This is a genomic window from Deinococcus metalli (genome assembly GCF_014201805.1).
GTDB lineage: Bacteria > Deinococcota > Deinococci > Deinococcales > Deinococcaceae > Deinococcus > Deinococcus metalli.
The window spans coordinates 168,488-183,702 of the sequence record NZ_JACHFK010000001.1 but is presented as its reverse complement, the minus strand read 5'-3'; the positions used below and the strand labels follow the sequence as shown (position 1 = coordinate 183,702).

15 protein-coding genes are annotated in these 15,215 nt (G+C 69.9%); 13 read left to right on the top strand and 2 right to left on the bottom strand.

The genetic code is table 11. The features are described from left to right. Positions 1 to 8: 8 nt before the first annotated feature. Positions 9 to 1,151 carry an XdhC family protein gene (locus HNQ07_RS00955; protein WP_184108947.1) on the bottom strand — a complete coding sequence of 381 codons (1,143 nt, stop codon included), beginning with the start codon at positions 1,149 to 1,151 and terminating at the stop codon, positions 9 to 11. A gap of 127 nt (positions 1,152 to 1,278) precedes the next feature. Here HNQ07_RS00955 and HNQ07_RS00950 point away from each other — a divergent pair, with 127 nt between their 5' ends. After that, positions 1,279 to 1,815 (top strand): hypothetical protein, encoded by a 537-nt coding sequence (locus HNQ07_RS00950; protein ID WP_184108945.1) that lies wholly within the window; start codon positions 1,279 to 1,281, stop codon positions 1,813 to 1,815. 62 nt (positions 1,816 to 1,877) lie between these two features. Here the strand turns inward: HNQ07_RS00950 and HNQ07_RS00945 are convergent, their stop codons facing one another. Beyond that, entirely contained in the window at positions 1,878 to 2,663 is a 786-nt protein-coding gene (locus HNQ07_RS00945; RefSeq protein WP_184108943.1) for an enoyl-CoA hydratase-related protein, read from the bottom strand. 42 nt (positions 2,664 to 2,705) lie between these two features. On the opposite strand from HNQ07_RS00945, the gene ruvX reads away from it, so the two are divergent. The 12 genes from ruvX (at position 2,706) to HNQ07_RS00885 (ending at position 15,214) form a co-directional block, all read left to right on the top strand. Beyond that, positions 2,706 to 3,128, top strand: a complete 423-nt coding sequence (gene ruvX / locus HNQ07_RS00940; protein ID WP_184108941.1) for a Holliday junction resolvase RuvX — start codon at positions 2,706 to 2,708, stop codon at positions 3,126 to 3,128. A 43-nt stretch (positions 3,129 to 3,171) separates the two neighbouring features. Then, positions 3,172 to 3,348, top strand: a complete 177-nt coding sequence (locus tag HNQ07_RS00935) for a hypothetical protein (RefSeq protein ID WP_184108939.1) — start codon at positions 3,172 to 3,174, stop codon at positions 3,346 to 3,348. Positions 3,349 to 3,504: 156 nt separating this feature from the next. Beyond that, positions 3,505 to 5,187, top strand: a complete 1,683-nt coding sequence (locus tag HNQ07_RS00930; RefSeq protein WP_184108937.1) for a long-chain fatty acid--CoA ligase — start codon at positions 3,505 to 3,507, stop codon at positions 5,185 to 5,187. A gap of 225 nt (positions 5,188 to 5,412) precedes the next feature. Beyond that, positions 5,413 to 6,423, top strand: a complete 1,011-nt coding sequence (locus tag HNQ07_RS00925; RefSeq protein WP_184108935.1) for an alpha/beta hydrolase — start codon at positions 5,413 to 5,415, stop codon at positions 6,421 to 6,423. 52 nt (positions 6,424 to 6,475) lie between these two features. Then, positions 6,476 to 7,537, top strand: a complete 1,062-nt coding sequence (locus HNQ07_RS00920) for a C39 family peptidase (RefSeq protein ID WP_184109806.1) — start codon at positions 6,476 to 6,478, stop codon at positions 7,535 to 7,537. 68 nt (positions 7,538 to 7,605) lie between these two features. Further along, complete coding sequence (locus HNQ07_RS00915; protein ID WP_184108933.1) at positions 7,606 to 9,216, top strand: pilus assembly PilX N-terminal domain-containing protein; 1,611 nt, start codon at positions 7,606 to 7,608, stop codon at positions 9,214 to 9,216. After that, positions 9,201 to 9,725, top strand: coding sequence for a pilus assembly FimT family protein (locus HNQ07_RS00910; RefSeq protein WP_375790389.1), 525 nt, complete (start codon positions 9,201 to 9,203; stop codon positions 9,723 to 9,725). The genes HNQ07_RS00915 and HNQ07_RS00910 overlap by 16 nt, the downstream gene beginning before the upstream one ends. Then, the gene (locus HNQ07_RS00905; protein ID WP_184108930.1) at positions 9,722 to 10,171 is read left to right on the top strand and encodes a PulJ/GspJ family protein; all 450 of its coding nucleotides are present in this window, start codon (positions 9,722 to 9,724) and stop codon (positions 10,169 to 10,171) included. The genes HNQ07_RS00910 and HNQ07_RS00905 overlap by 4 nt, the downstream gene beginning before the upstream one ends. Beyond that, on the top strand, positions 10,168 to 10,911 hold the full coding sequence (locus tag HNQ07_RS00900; RefSeq protein ID WP_184108928.1) for a prepilin-type N-terminal cleavage/methylation domain-containing protein: 744 nt from the start codon (positions 10,168 to 10,170) through the stop codon (positions 10,909 to 10,911). Before HNQ07_RS00905 ends, HNQ07_RS00900 begins: the two co-directional genes overlap by 4 nt. 39 nt (positions 10,912 to 10,950) lie before the next feature. Next, positions 10,951 to 11,766, top strand: a complete 816-nt coding sequence (locus HNQ07_RS00895; RefSeq protein WP_184108927.1) for a hypothetical protein — start codon at positions 10,951 to 10,953, stop codon at positions 11,764 to 11,766. An 8-nt stretch (positions 11,767 to 11,774) separates the two neighbouring features. Beyond that, a complete protein-coding gene (locus tag HNQ07_RS00890) occupies positions 11,775 to 13,463 on the top strand; it encodes an adenine deaminase (protein ID WP_184108925.1) in 1,689 nt (562 codons plus the stop codon). Positions 13,464 to 13,525: 62 nt separating this feature from the next. Continuing rightward, positions 13,526 to 15,214: a sensor domain-containing diguanylate cyclase gene (locus HNQ07_RS00885; protein ID WP_184108923.1), complete on the top strand. Its 1,689-nt coding sequence runs from the start codon at positions 13,526 to 13,528 to the stop codon at positions 15,212 to 15,214. Position 15,215 lies beyond the last annotated feature (1 nt).

Genomic DNA, 15,215 nt, shown 5'->3' with positions numbered 1-15,215 from the left:
CCGGCCGCCTATGGCGCGGCGGGCGCCGCCACGTCGCGGGTCAGGGGGGTGGGGGCCGCCGCGTGCGTGTGCGCGTCGTGAATGCGGCCCGCGTGCCCGCTGAGGAACGAGCCGTCGTAGCCGCGGCGCCACGCCATGAGTTCCGCGAGGATGCTCATGGCGACCTCCTCCGGGGCCTCCGCGCCCAAGCGCAGACCGATCGGCGAGCGCAGGCGGGACAGCTGCGCCGGCGTGAAGGTCTGTCCCTCGTCGGCCAGGGCCGCCAGCAGGTCCTGCGCGCGGCTGCGCGGCCCCAGCACGCCCACGTACGGCGCGCCCGAGCGCAGCGCGTGCGCGAGGCACACCCGGTCGCGGTCGAGGTGGTGATTCATGATCACCAGATGCGCGCGGTCCGACGGCGTGAACGCGTCCAGCTCGTCCGGCGCCAGGGCGTGCAGGGTCGCGCCGGGGAAACGGCCGGGCGTGAGGTAGGCCTCGCGTGGGTCGATCACGTGCACGTCGTAGCCCAGCGCGTGCGCCTGCGCGGCGAGGGGCATCGCGTCGTGCCCGGCCCCGTACAGCACGAGCTGCGGCGGGGGCGTGCTCACGTCGATGAACACCGGCGTGCCGTCGGGCGCGCTCACGGTGACCGCGCGCGGCTCGAGCTGCGCGAGGCGCTCCTGCGCCGCCTGCTGCGCGAAGGCCCGCAGACTGGGCGGCAGCTCGCCAATTACGCGGCCGCCGGGCTCGACGTACAGCTGACCGCGCCCCCCCAGCGGCACGACCAGCGCGGCCGGGGTGCCCCGGTCCAGAGCGGCCAGCCACGCGGCGGTCACCGGGTCTCCCGGCTGGACGCGCTCGACCCGCACGTCCACGCTGCCACCGCAGCCGATGCCCAGGCCCCACGTGGCGTCCTCCGACAGGTCGTAGTGCGTCAGGGCCGGCACGCCGCTGCGGATGACCTCCAGCGCGACCTCGACCACCTCGGCCTCCAGGCAGCCGCCGGAGAGCATGCATACCTGCGCGCCGTCGTCCAGCACCAGCATGCGGGTGCCCTCGCGGCGGTACGCGCTGCCGTGCACGCCGACCACCGTGGCGATCGCGGCGGCCTGTCCGCGGGCCAGGGCGGCGTTCAGGGCGTGCAGCAGCGCGCGGGTCTCGGCAGCGTTCATGGTGGAGCCACTGTACCGCCGGCCCGGTTGGAGGAAGGTCGCGCCCGTCACGGCGCGCGGCCCACCGCCCGCCCTTTCCTAAACGCCCCCTCACCCGGCCCACGGGGACGGCGCGCACACTGGGGGCATGCTGGACAGCATCCTGAACACGGTCAGACGCGGCGCACAGCGCGTGCAGCGCCGGGGTGAGGAAGTCGCGCACGTGGCCCGGCTGCGCGTCGAGGTCTTTCAACTGGGCCGCGAACTCGACGGCCTGTACGCCCGCCTGGGCCGCTCGTTCCACGCGGGCGCCGAGGTCAGCGTGCTGCAGGGCGTGCGCGACGACATCAAGCGCGTCGAGGACGAGATCCGTGCCCGCGAGCGGCTGATCGAGGAACTCGGCGATCCCCCGGAAGACGAGGCGACCGCCGAGGCCAGCGCCGCCCCCACGGCCGCCCCGGTCCGGCCCGCCACCCCCTACGTTCCCCCGGAGGTCTCCCCCATGACGCGCACCGACGTTCCCACCACGCCCGACCCCACCGTGCAGCACAGCGACGAGCTGCCCGAGCTCGGCAAGGACACCGCCAGCATGGGCAACGAGGCCGCGCGCGAGCCGCAGCGCCGTGACAACGCCCTCGACCAGGCCGAGAACATGAAGGGCCACAGCGATCCGCTGGACAAGTAGACGTCAGCCCGCCACAGAACGTCGCCGCCCCGATGGATGGAGCGGCGACGTCCGTTTCCAGGTCAGCGGGGCCGGCGGAAGTCCGGGGCGCGCTTCTCCTTGAAGGCGGCGACGCCCTCGGCGTGCTCCGGGTGGTCGCCGGCGAGCTGTTGCAGAGCCGCTTCCTGGTCCAGCGCGGCGTCCAGGGTGCTGGTCAGCGCGAAGTTCAGCGCCCGCTTGGTCAGCGCCAGCGCGTTCGCGGGCCGCGCCGCGAGGCGCTCGGCGTAGGCCTGCACGTCGGCCAGGAAGGTCTCGTCCGGGTAGACCCGCTCGCACAGGCCCGCCCGCAGGCCCTCCTCGGCCAGCACCGGCTCGGCCAGGGCCATCAGCTCGAAGGCGCGGTGGTAGCCGACCAGGCGCGGCAGGAACCACGTGCTGCCCGAGTCCGGGATCAGCGCGATGGTGCTGAACACCTCGATCAGCCGCGCGCTCTGCGCCCACAGCCGGATGTCGCCCGCGAGCGCGAGGCTGGCGCCGGCCCCGGCCGCCACACCGTTCACGGCCGTGATCACCGGCTTGTCCAGCATGCGGATGGTGCGGATCAGCGGGTTGTAGGTGGCGTTCAGGTGCTCGGTGAAGCTCATGTTGCGCCCGGACACGCCGCCCAGATCCTGCCCGGCGCAGAAGCCGCGGCCGGCCCCGGTGATCACGACCACGCGCACGTCAGTATCCGCGCCGGCGGCCTCCAGCGCGTCGGTCAGGGCGTACAGCAGCTCGTCGTTCGCGGCGTTCAGGCGATCCGGGCGGTTCAGGGTCAGGGTGCGGACACCGCTTGCGGTCTCCACCAGCACGACGTCGGCGTGGGTCATGCCGACAGCGTAGCGTCCGCCGCACGCTGCTACACTCCGCGCGTGACGACGTCCCCCTCCCCCGCCCCGGTCCTGGCGCTGGACGTCAGCAAGTCCCGCATCGGCTTCGCGGTCAGCGCGGGCACGCTGGCGTTCGGGCGCGGCAGCGTGGACCGGCGGCGGCTGCCGCTGGACCTCAAGGCCATCCGGCTGAAGGTCCGGGAGACGGGCGCGGGCACCCTGCTGCTGGGGCTGCCGCTGCGAACGGACGGCGCGCCCAGCCCGGCCGCCGACCGCGCGCGGGCCTTCGGCCGTATCCTGCAGGAGCAGGGCTACGCGGTCGAGTACCAGGACGAGCGCTTCACCACCCAGCGCGCCCGCACCCTGGGCGCCGCCGACCTGGACGAGGCGGCGGCCGTGCAGATCCTGGAACTGTACCTCCAGCGCGTCGCCGTGCAGGAACAGCGCGCGGCGGACGGAACCTGACACCTCCGCTTGCATCCGGCGCGGGGAACGCGCACGCTGGTGCATGCTCCGTGAACTGAAGGGCTGGCTGCGGCGCCGCGCCGACCGCGGCGCCGAACCCTCGCCGCGCCGGGACGGACGGGATGACCGCGAGGGCGGCGCGGGCGTCCCGGTGCCGGCCGGGCCACGGCCCCGGCGGGACGGTGTGCAGGCCCGGCCGCCGGAGCCCGTGACCCGCTGACCGACCGTGCCGCGGGTGACTGCCCGGACTGCGGCTCGGAAACTTGACGCGAGTCCAAAAAGGCGCCCGTCACCTATACTGGCCGCACAGACAGAGACGAGCGCGTCCGGCCCGGCACGGGGTCGTGGGGCCGTGTCCGCCCGCGGAGGTCAAGGTATGCAAGGCAACATGATGGATGTCCAGCTCACGGTGCCGTTCATTCTGGAACGCGCCCGCACCCTCTACCGGCACCGGGAGATCGTGAGCCTGCTGGTCGCCGGTCGCGATGAGAAGGGCAGTCCCATCCCCCGCAAGCACCGCACCACCTACGGCGAGGTCGCCGACCGCGCCCTGAAACTCGGCGGCGGCCTGAAGGGCCTGGGCCTCACGCGCGGCGACCGCGTGGCGACGCTGGCCGTGAACTCGTACCGGCACCTGGAAGCGTACCTGGGCGTGCCGAGTGCCGGGCTGGTGCTGCATACCGTGAACATCCGCCTGCACCCCGAGCAGGTCGCGTGGATCCTCAACCACGCCGAGGACCGCGTGCTGATCGTCGAGAACGTCTTCGCCGCGATGATTCCCGCGCTGCGCGCCGCGTGCCCCGCGCTGGAGCACGTCATCGTGATGGGACCGCTCCCGCAGGCGATCCCGGGCGTGCTCGACTATGACGCCTTCGTGGAGTCCAGCACGCCGCTGGAAGCGCTGCCGGACCTGCAGGAGAACGAGGCGGCCGCCATGTGCTACACCAGCGGCACGACCGGCAACCCGAAGGGCGTGGTGTACTCGCACCGCTCCACCGTGCTGCATTCGCTGGCGAGCGCGCCCAAGGACTGCCTGAACGTGGGCGAGGCCGACACCGTGCTGCCCATCGTGCCGATGTTCCACGTGAACGCGTGGGGCCTGCCGTACACCTGCGCGATGTATGGCGCGCAGCAGGTGTACGCCGGCGTGTTCAGCGACGGCCCCAGCCTCGCCGGGCTGCTCCAGGACGAGCGCGTGACCATCACGGCGGGCGTACCCACCATCTGGATGGGGCTGCTGGGCGAACTCGACCGCGCCCGGAGCGCCGGCACGCCGTACGACCTGAGCGCCCTGCAGAGCCTGATCGTGGGCGGCAGCGCCGCACCCGAGGCGCTGATCCGCGCCTTCGAGGACCGCCACGGCCTGAGCCTCCTGCACGCGTGGGGCATGACCGAGACGCACCCGCTGGGCACCGCCAGTTCCATTCCGGCCGGCGTCGACCCGGTCAGCGACGAGGGCTACGCGCTGCGCGCCAAGCAGGGCCGCACCGTGCCGCTGATCGAGCTGGAACTCATCGACGATGACGGCCACAAGCTGCCGCACGACGGCAAGACCATGGGCCGCCTGATCACGCGCGGGCCGTGGGTGGCGGACAGCTACTTCAAGGGCGAGGGCCAGGCGAACTTCTTCAGCATGGACGGCAAGCTGTGGTTCGACACCGGCGACATCGCCACGCTGGACGCGCGCGGCTACATGCACATCCAGGACCGCAGCAAGGACCTGATCAAGTCCGGGGGCGAGTGGATCGGCTCGGTAGACCTGGAAAACGCCATCATGGCGCACCCGGCGGTCGCGCAGTGCGCGGTGATCGCCATGGACGATCCGCGCTGGGACGAGCGGCCCCTGGCCGTGGTGGTGCCCCGGCCCGGCCAGACCGTCACACACGAGGAACTGATCGCGTTCATCGCGCCGAAGTTCGCCAAGTGGTGGCTGCCGGACGCGACGGTGCTGACCGACCACATCCCGATCGGCGCGACCGGCAAGTTCCTCAAGCGTGAACTGCGCGAGGAGTACCGGGGCTACGGCGGGCAGCGCACCCGGCAGGAAGGTTCGGTGTAAGCACCGCCGCACCGTAAGCGGGCCGCCGCTGACCTGAACCCGGTCCTGGGGAACCTGCACTCCGTACGGAGAGGTCTGACCTGCAGCCCCAGATCCGGGCCGTTGACCTCCTGCGCTGGCCGGCAGGAGTGGAGCATGCTCTAGCTCGGAGAGCAGCGGAGCGGACCTCCGCGGTCCGTGCCCGCTGACGCCGCCGGAGCCCAGCCAGCCCCTACACTCCTGCGTATGGCCGTTTCCGTGTCCGGACAGCGCGTGACCTTCACTCCCCCACCGGGCGCAGTGGGCCTGATCGGAGATATGACCGACTGGCGAAAGCGCGACCCGCTGCCGGTGGTGGCGGGCACGCCGATCGAGCTGACGCTGCCGCGCGGCGCGTGGGTGGAGTACGCGTGGGTGGACGCGGCGGGAGAGGCCTTCGCTGACCCCGACAACGACCGGCGGTCCCTGAACCCGTGGTGGCCGTACCCGCGCGCCGCAGAGGTCGGCGTGTATGCGCGCCATCCCCTGTGGCTGGGCGAGGACGCCGCCCGCAGGGGCACCGCCCACCGTCTGAGCTGGCCCGGCGGGGTGTTTTCCGGCACGCGCCGCGCCATCGTGTACACCCCGCACGGCCACGATCCGGCCACGCCGACCCCGGTGTACTACGTGCAGGACGGCGTGGCCTTCTACCGCACCGGTCGCCTGGGCGAGGTGATGGACCGCGCGGTCGAGCGCGGGCAGGCCAGCGGCGCGGTCCTGGTGTTCGTGGAACCGGGCGACCGAAACGAGGAGTATTACGTCAATGACCGGTACCTCGACTTCCTGACCGGCGAGGTCTTCCCGCGGGTCGAGGGGGTGCACGTCACGCCCTCGGTGCGGGGCCTGTGGGGCGCGAGCCTGGGCGGCCTGACCAGCCTGTACCTGGGCAGCGCGCACCCGAACCTGTTCGCGAGGGTGGCGAGCCACAGCGGGGCCTTCATCGCCCGGCCCGGCGCGGCGGGTGCGGACGGCGTGATCGACACGACCACGGCGGGGGAGTGGCTGCGCGAGCGCCTGAGCAGCGCGCCGCCCTCGCACCTGAAGACCAGCCTGGACACCGGCACGCTGGAGTGGCTGACCGGCCCGAACCGCCGCATGGCTGCGCTGTTCGCGGACCACGGCTTGGAGCACCAGTACCGTGAGTACCCCAGCGGGCACAACTGGGTCACGTGGCGCGAGGCGCTGCCCGAGGCGCTGCTGTACCTGCAGGGCCGTTGACCGCAGCGCCCTCACCCGCGCCGGCCGTCTGGACGGCATAGTGACCGCATTCATGCGAGGAACGCTGCTTGCCTTGCCGCTGGCGCTGGCCCTGACGGGCGGCGCGGGAGCCCTGACCATGACGTACCCGAACGGCACGACCATCCTTCACGAGCGGGCCGCCGACTGGGCCGGCGCAGCCCTCGTCGGCGTCCGGGCACACGCCGAGGCGCTGACCCTTCCGGCGGGTACCGCGACCGGCACCGTGACCTCGGCGCCGCTGACCGTGCCCGCGTTCGACGAACTGATTCCGTCGTGGAACGCCGTGACCCCGGTGGGCGGCAGCGTCACCGTCGAGGTGCGCGCGCAGGTGGGCGGTGCATGGTCGCGCTGGTTCAGTTTCGGGACGTGGAGCAGCGGCGGCGACCGGGCCAGCGTGAACGGCCAGAAGGACGCCGCCGGACAGGTGCTCACCGACACCCTGCGCCTGAACCGCTCCGCGACGGCGTACCAGTACCGAGTGACGCTGCGCGGCGCGGGCACGACCGTCCGCCTGCTGGCCGTCAACACCACGGACCGGGCGAAACGCACCGCCGGCCTGGGGCAGCCGGGCAACCGCGCTATGTGGGGCAAGGTCGTGGACGTGCCCCGGCGCTCGCAGATGATCTACCCGGACGGCGGCGAGGTGTGGTGCAGCCCCACCAGCGTGTCCATGATCCTAGCCCGCTACGGCGTGGACGTGACCGTGCCGCAGGCGGCCAGGGGGACCTTCGACCGGGTCTACGACGGCACCGGCAACTGGCCGTTCAACACGGCGTACGCGGGTTCATTGGGCCTGCGCGCGTACGTCACGCGCCTGCCGAACCTCGCCGCTGCCGAGACCTTCACGGCGGCCGGGCGGCCCCTGGCGGTCAGCCTGGGCTGGAAGAAGGGTGAGTTGCCGGGCGCAGCCATCGAGAGCAGCAGCGGCCACCTGATGGTGCTGGTCGGCTTCGATGCCGCTGGCAACCCGGTCCTCAACGATCCAGCGGCGCCCGACAACGCCACCGTCCGCCGCACCTACCCGCGAGCTGCCTTTGAATCGCTGTGGCTCACCCACTCGGGCGGCCTGAGTTACGTTCTGTTACCGCAGTAGCGAGCGTAATCTATCAGGGCGCGTCTTATGACGGGTCCATGAGAACTTCCTTATGGCACCCTTTAGGCATGGGTATGTACGGACGGTCACTTCGTGGGCAGACAGAGGGCTTCGCACTTGTGCTGTCCCTGCTGTTCACCGGCATTGTGCTGCTGATCGTCGTTTCTACTGCTGCGTCTCTGGTGACTGGCACCCGGCAGGGCGGTGCCAATGAGCGCGTAGGGTACCAGGCGCTGCTGGTGGCCGAGAGCGGCCTGAACTCGCTGCCCCGCAGGTCGGCTGAGTACGTCCGCACCACACCCTACATCGGTGCGTCCCAGACCGAGTTGCAGTCGTGGTTGACGGGATCGTCGAGCCCCACAAATGCGGGCGGCCTGCGGGCGGCCCTGAACGATTCCACCAAGAACCCCGCCACAGGCGACACCATCGTCTCGTTGACTGCCCAGAGCGCCACGACCTTTACGGCGGTATCGACAGGGACGAGCAGCACGGGCACCAAGACGATCTTGCAGGATTATGCAGTCACTGACCGGACGCTGCCGCCCGGCTTGCGGCCACGCTCAGGACTTATCTCTCGCCCACCCATCAATACAAACGGCAATGCTACGGTGCAGGCTCAGAACGTCAACAACACGGTCACGACGGTCAGCGGTGCGGCGGTAAACATTCCAGCACTGACGACGAGCGCGACCGTACCGGTTGTCAGCTCGGCGGGCCTAACCACCGGGGACTACGTAAAAATTAGTGGCTCAACCTTCAAAATCAGCGCAATCTCCGGAAATGTTCTCACCGTCATTCGTGTCCCAGGGGCCTCGAGCACGGCGCAAACGCTTTCGGGCAATGTCGACGTTGTGCTTAACGCTGTCTCCCAGTCGTATACCGGAGTCACATCGTCCACTGCAATCAAGGTATCGAACATCGCGGACTATGCAGTGGGGGAAATCATCAACATCGGTAGTGTAAAGGCAAAAATTGCCACCATCGATTACAGTTCGAAGACGGTCACACTCACCTGGACGGGCTCTCCCCCATCCTCCATAGATGAGGGAACGCCGGTCACCCGTGACGTGACCGCGTTGAGCAGCGGAAGCGACATCACGCTTGTCAACGGCAAGGTCAACAACTTCAAAGGAATATCGGGCGGGGCACTGACGAACGACTGCGCAGACGTCAACGGTACCATCCAATGTGCAGGAGCCAAAGATACGGTTCTTGCAAATGCAGGTGCGACACAGACCAGCACGAGCCTCTCTTTCACACAACTGCTGTTCGGGATGACCGATGAGGAGTTGAGCGATCTTGTACCGCTCACGACGTCGAACTTCCCCACGCTCTCTGGCGGCATCATGCGGATCAGGGGATCCGACCTTGCTAGTGCCATAAAAGGCAAGAACTCTACAGGGGTGCTCATAGTCGACGGCGACGTGGATCAAAACATAAATGCAAGTACAACCTTTAATGGGCTGATCTATATCCGTGGGAACCTGATCGGGTTCGGTAACGGCAACTTTACTGTCAATGGAAGCGTCGCTGTCCGCGGATCGAACACCATGACGACAAGTACTATTCTGGGCAGTCTCGCCATCAACTACAATGCTGTCACCCTCCGAACCGTGCTCCAGTCGGCAACGGGCAGTAAAAAACTGAATGTCATTTCAGGCACGTGGCGCCAGCAGTGAGCACGGGCCGCGTCGGGGGCTTCACCTTGCTGGAGGTCTTGATCGTGCTCGCCGTCCTGAGCACACTGCTCGCCCTGGGCATCGGCAGTTATCTGCGGTGGCGGGCCACTTCGACGGCACTTCAGGGAGCGCAGGAGTTTTCCCAAGCTGTCCTGAACACCCGCACCGGCGCCAAGCGGGCCAATGCGTGCTGGCAGCTCTCGCTGGTGGCCTACACCGCCACCAATACCCAGTACCAGATCAAGGAGTACGGCACCGCGACCTGCCCAACTGGGGCTACCCCTGCTCCCTTACGCACGCGGGTCTACACCATGCCCGCCGGTACGCAGTTGGTCCGCGTGAGCAGTACGGGTACGGTCTCTACTACCACGTCAACCATCAACTTCACGCCGCCCTACGGCACCTCGGATGCGTCGCCAGATAGCTACCAGTCGCGCTGGACAGCGGATACGACCATCAAACGAGACATCCGGGTGACAGGTGTGTTCGGCAAGGTGATCATCAAGTGAACGGAAGGCTGACCGCTGGACTGACGCTGGTCGAGGTTTTGGTCTCCATCGCAATCTTCACGGTGCTGTCGGTAGCTGTACTCGGCTCCCTGCCTGGCATCCTCAAAGTCAACGGCCAGACGCGGGATGAGCAGGGAGTCACGGTGCCGGCCAAAGCCTATCTGGAACAGGTGCGGGCCGCCTTCAACGATCCGATGACGACCGTCGATCCGACCACCGGAAAAAGCACGTCCACCGGACAGACCAATTTCGACAACAAAACTGTCCCTGCTCCGCCGAGCGGCACCCAGATGAACGGCTACAGCTGTGCCAACGCCTTCACTGACCAGGTCATCACGCCAGCGGAAACAGGCTCCGTCGTGACCGTCAGACGACTGACCCTCTCCTGCACCCAGACAGGCAAGCCCATACGGACGTTCGTGGTGGACTACGCGAGACCGCTGTGAAGGTTCAGGACGGACTCACACTGGTGGAGATTCTCGTTGCCATGGCGATCCTGGGCATCGTGCTGGCGCTGATCATCAACTGGCAGACGCAGACGCTCCAGCTGACGACCCGCACCAGCGCCCAGGCGCAGCAGCTGGCCGACCTGAACGACATGACCGGCTACATCGGTGACCGTGTCCGTTCGGCGGTACGGGTCCGGGTTGCCACCAGTGGGCTGAGCGTCAACTCCGGCAGCGGTAATGCCTGCACGACAAGCACGCCATGCCTGGTGGCAGTCATGCCCGAATACACGTCGGCAGGCACGCAGAAATTTGTGCTGTATGTCTACCGGATGCAGGACCGCTCCGCCGTTTCAACTGACGACAAGACGGATGATTCCTGGGCTGAAAATAACGTGCAGGTATTACGCGAATACCGCAGTACCGACACGTCCTCGACGCCGATCAGCTGTCTACTCGGGACTGGCGAGACCTTCGAGACTGCAGCTGCCACGCCGTGTGCGGCTATGCGTAACCTCAGTACCCTGAGCTCGGTGAGCGGTCTGCAGCCCTACCTTGTCTCGGACTACCTGACGCCGTCAAACACCTTGCCCAGTGGAGCATCTCCCTTCGTCTACACGGCCAACACGCGCTCGACCACTATCACGGTGCAGTCACGCAAGCAGGTGAGCGGTGTGATCAAAACCGTTCCAGCAACGGGCGCCTACACCCTGACCGTCCAAGCCCGCAACGTGCCTTGAATCCGCAGCCCGCAGCCGCCAGACACTACACTCCGCCCCATGGACTTCCCGACGGTCTGCCCGACGTGTGCCCGGGAGAACCGGGCCGAGTTCGCGGACAGCAGCATCTATGACCTGACGTGTGACCGCTGCGGCGCCCACTACTGCGTGCTGGTCCGCAAGCAGAAGTTCGAGGTGCTGTTCGACCTGGGCACACGCGCCCTGATGGACGGGTACGCGCGGGAGGCGGTGGCGAGTTTCGCGGCGGCGCTGGAGCGGTTCATGGAGTTCTACGTGCGGGCCGTGGCGCTGGAACGCGCAGCGGGCACCGACACCGACTTCGGGACGGCGCTGGCGGCGCTGGACGGCACGTGGCGGCATGTGGCGAGCCAGTCCGAGCGGCAGCTGGGGATGTTCACGCTGGCGTATCTGCTGCGCGAGGGCCGCGAGCCGGAGTTCCTGACGCCAAAGGGGCTGGGCACGGACTTCCGCAACCGCGTGATCCACCGGGGGTCGCTGCCGACGCGCGCCGAGGTGGAGGCGTACGCGGCGTTGATATTCGCCCTGATCGACCGCCTGCTCAGCGAGCTGGGAACGGGCGCAGCACACGCGGAGCTGGCGCAGGAGCAGGCGTTCGCCGCGCATCTGGCCGCGTTGCCGGACGGCGTGACGGTGGTATTCGAGGAGCATCCGGGCATGTTCCGCGCGCGGCGCTTCGGGACGCTCACGCCGCTGCCCAAACCCGCGAAACCGGCGGGCGGGGCGGGGGCGCGGGTGAACGACGCGCGGGCCTTCCAGGAAGCGCTGTTCCGGCGGGCGCTGGCCGAGCGGGGGCCGCAGCTCGCGCACTTCAAGCGTGGGCCAGTCGGGCCCTAGACTGCGCCATGGTCGGAGCGCGGAGCGGGGACGGAGGGGATCGTCGGCGGCTGGTGCGCGTGGCGCGTGGCGTGGAGGACGGCGACGTGCTGGTGCGGGGCGCGCAGGTGGTGCAGCCGGCCACGCGAGAAGTCTTCGAGGCGGACGTGCTGATCGCAGACGGCCGGGTGGCGGCGCTGGGGTCTGGGTTCCGTGCCGCGCACGTGATCGAGGCTCGCGGGGCGTACCTCGCGCCGGGGTTCATCGACGGGCACGTGCACATCGAGTCGAGCCTGCTGACCCCGGCGGGCTTCGCGCGGGCGGTGCTGCCGCGCGGGACGACCGGCGTGGTGGCCGAGCCGCACGAGGTGGTGAACGTGCTGGGCGTCGGCGGCCTGGAGTGGATGCTGCGGGCGGGGGCGTCGTCGGGCCTGCGGGTATGGGCGTCGGCGCCGTCGTGCGTGCCTGCAAGCGCCTTTGAACTGGGCGGCGCGCGGGTGGGCGCGGCGGAGGTGCAGGCCATGCTGCGCGTGCCGGGCGTGCTGGGGCTCGCGGAGATGATGAACTACCCCGGCGTGCTCGGCGGCGACGCGGACGTGTGGGCGGTGCTGGAGGCCGGACGGGCGTCGGGTCGGCGGCTGGACGGGCACGCGTCCGGGGTGACGGGCCGCGACCTGATGGCCTACGCGGCAGCGGGGCTGCACTCGGACCACGAGGCGACCACGCCCGAGGAGGCGCGCGAGCGCCTGCGCGCCGGCCTGTGGCTGATGGTGCGCGAGGGCTCGGCGGCGCGGAATCTGGACGCGCTGCTGCCGGTGCTGCGTGACCGGCCACGCCGAACGATGCTGGTCAGCGACGACGTGAGCGTGGACGAACTGCTGGAACTCGGGCACCTCGACCGGCTGCTGCGCCGCTGCGTGGCGGGCGGCCTGCATCCGGCCGACGCGGTGGCGCTGGTGACGTGCAACCCGGCCGAGTACTGGGGCCTGCACGACGTCGGGCTGGTCGCGCCGGGTCACTACGCGGATGTCGTGCTGCTGCGCGATCTGAAGGACTTCGAGGTGCTGGAGACCTTCGTGGGGGGCGTGCCGGCGGCCCCGGCGGGACACACGCCCGCGCTGGCCGGCGGCGGGGTGACGCTGGGCGCGTCGTGGGCGGAGGCGGTCTTCGCAGCGCCCCAGGGCTGGCCGGTGATTGAGGTGCGCGGCGACCAGATCACGACCGGGGTGGGCGCGCCGGGCAGCGGGGACGCGCGGCTGGTGGTGGCCGACCGTTTCGGGCGGGAGCAGTGGGCGACGTGCTGGACGTCCGGCAGCGGCCTGCGGGGCGGCACGCTGGGGATCAGCGTGCTGCACGACGCGCACCACGCGGCCTTCCTGGGCGGCACGGACGACGACATCCGCGCCGCGGGCCGCGCGCTGGAGACCATGGGGGGCGGCGTGGTGCTGGTCGCGGACGGCGTGGTGAAGGCCTCGCTGCCGCTGCCCTTCGCGGGCCTGATGACGGACCTGCCGCCGGCCGTCGCGGCGGCGCAGCTGGGCGAGGTGACGGCGGCGGCGCGCACGCTGGGCTGCACCCTGCCCTACCCGGTCACGACCCTGAGTTTCCTGGGCCTGACGGTGATTCCGGCGCTGAAGCTGACGCCTGACGGCCTGGTGGATGTGACGAACTGGACGCGGCTCCCCCCGAACAGTGATGATCACGTGAGAATGGGATAAGGCCGAGAACATCTTTGGGAGGAAGCCGGCGACTACACTGACGCGAGGTTGCCCACCCAGACATGATTCACGCCCCCAAGTCGTCCACCGTGCCCGGCTCGCTGACCCCAGCGCAGGCGACCCGCGCCACCTTCTGGGCGCGGCTGCTGATGCTGCTGGCCGTGCTGGTCACGCAGATGCTGACGGTGGCCGTGGTCGTGTGGAACGACCGGCAGAACGCCGAGCGGGTGGTGCAGGCCGAGGCCGAAACGACCCTGGGCCGCCTGGCGCAGGTCGCGGCCGAGAACATCCGCGCGTCCCTGCAGTCGCCCACGCAGCTGGTGGACATCACCACGGAACTGATCCGCACCGGGCAGCTGGACACCGCCGACGCCACGCGGCTGAGCGTGACCTTCCAGACCATGCTGAACGCCGTACCGCAGCTGAACGGTGTCCTGATCGGCCACGACGACGGCCGCTTCACCTCTACGCGCCGGGGCGGCTCCAGCGACGCCGGCCGGTCGCTGAGCACCATCGAGACCCGCCCCACCCGGCGCGCGACCGTGACCGTCCTCGACGAACGCGGGCGGATCGTGTCGCGCCGGGTGGACACGGGCAACTACGATCCGCGCACCCGCCCGTGGTACACGCTGGCCGTGGCCACGCCCGGGATCACGGTGTGGACGCCCCCCTACACCTTCGCGTCGAGCGGCCAGCCGGGGGTGACGGTCGCCCGCGCGGTCGACGCTGGCGCGGACGGCACGGTGGTCGTGGGCGCGGATGTGCAGCTGCGGCAGGTGGCGTCGTTCCTGCAGGGCGTGCAGATCGGCGGGCACGGCCGCGCCTTCGTGACCGACGCGCAGGGCCACGTGATCGCCACGTCTCCCACGTGGCCCGGAAACGTCACGGGCCGCGTGCCCAGCCTGTCGGAGGTGGCGGACCCGGCGCTGCGGGCGCTGATCGGTCCGGACGGGCAGGTGCGGCCGGGAACGCGCGAGTTCACGGTGGACCGCCAGGCGTACTCGGCCGTGGTGCAGCCCATCGCGCTTGCGCCGGGCGTGCAGTGGCGGGTGGGCGTCTACGCGCCGGTCGACGACTTCATGCTGGGCCTGCAACGCACCTCGCACATCCGGCTGGCAAGCATCGTGCTGGCGTGCGTGCTCGGCGGCCTGCTGGCGTGGCCGCTGCTCGAGCGCGCGGTGCGGCCCATCCGCACGCTGCATCGCCAGGCCACCACCGACCCGCTGACCGGCCTGCAAAACCGCGGCGGCTTCCTGGCACAGCTCGATGAAGCGCTGGAACGCGCGCAGACGGCCACCCAGAGCGGGCGCTGTCTGGGCGTGGCGATCTTCGACCTGGACGGTTTCAAGGCCATCAACGACACCTACGGCCACCCGGCCGGCGACAGCGTGCTGCTCGCGGTGGGCGCGCGGCTGCTGACGTCCGCCCGGCCCGGCGACCTGCTGGGCCGCCTGGGCGGAGACGAGTTCGCCGTGCTGGTCGACGGCGCCAGCCGCGAGGAGGTGCGGCTGCGCGTCGAGGGCATGATCGCCGCGCTGGCCCGCCGCCCCGTGACGGTCGACGGCGTGGACCACGCGGTGCGGTCCACCGCTGGTCTGGCGTTCTACGACCCGCACGATCCCCAGACCACGCCGCTGCTCCGCACGGCCGTGATGGCCCGTGCCGACACCGCCCTGATCCGCGGCAAGCGCCGCGTGAAGGGCCGCGTGTGGGTGGACGGCGAGAGCGGCATGCCCGACAGCCTGCTGTAGG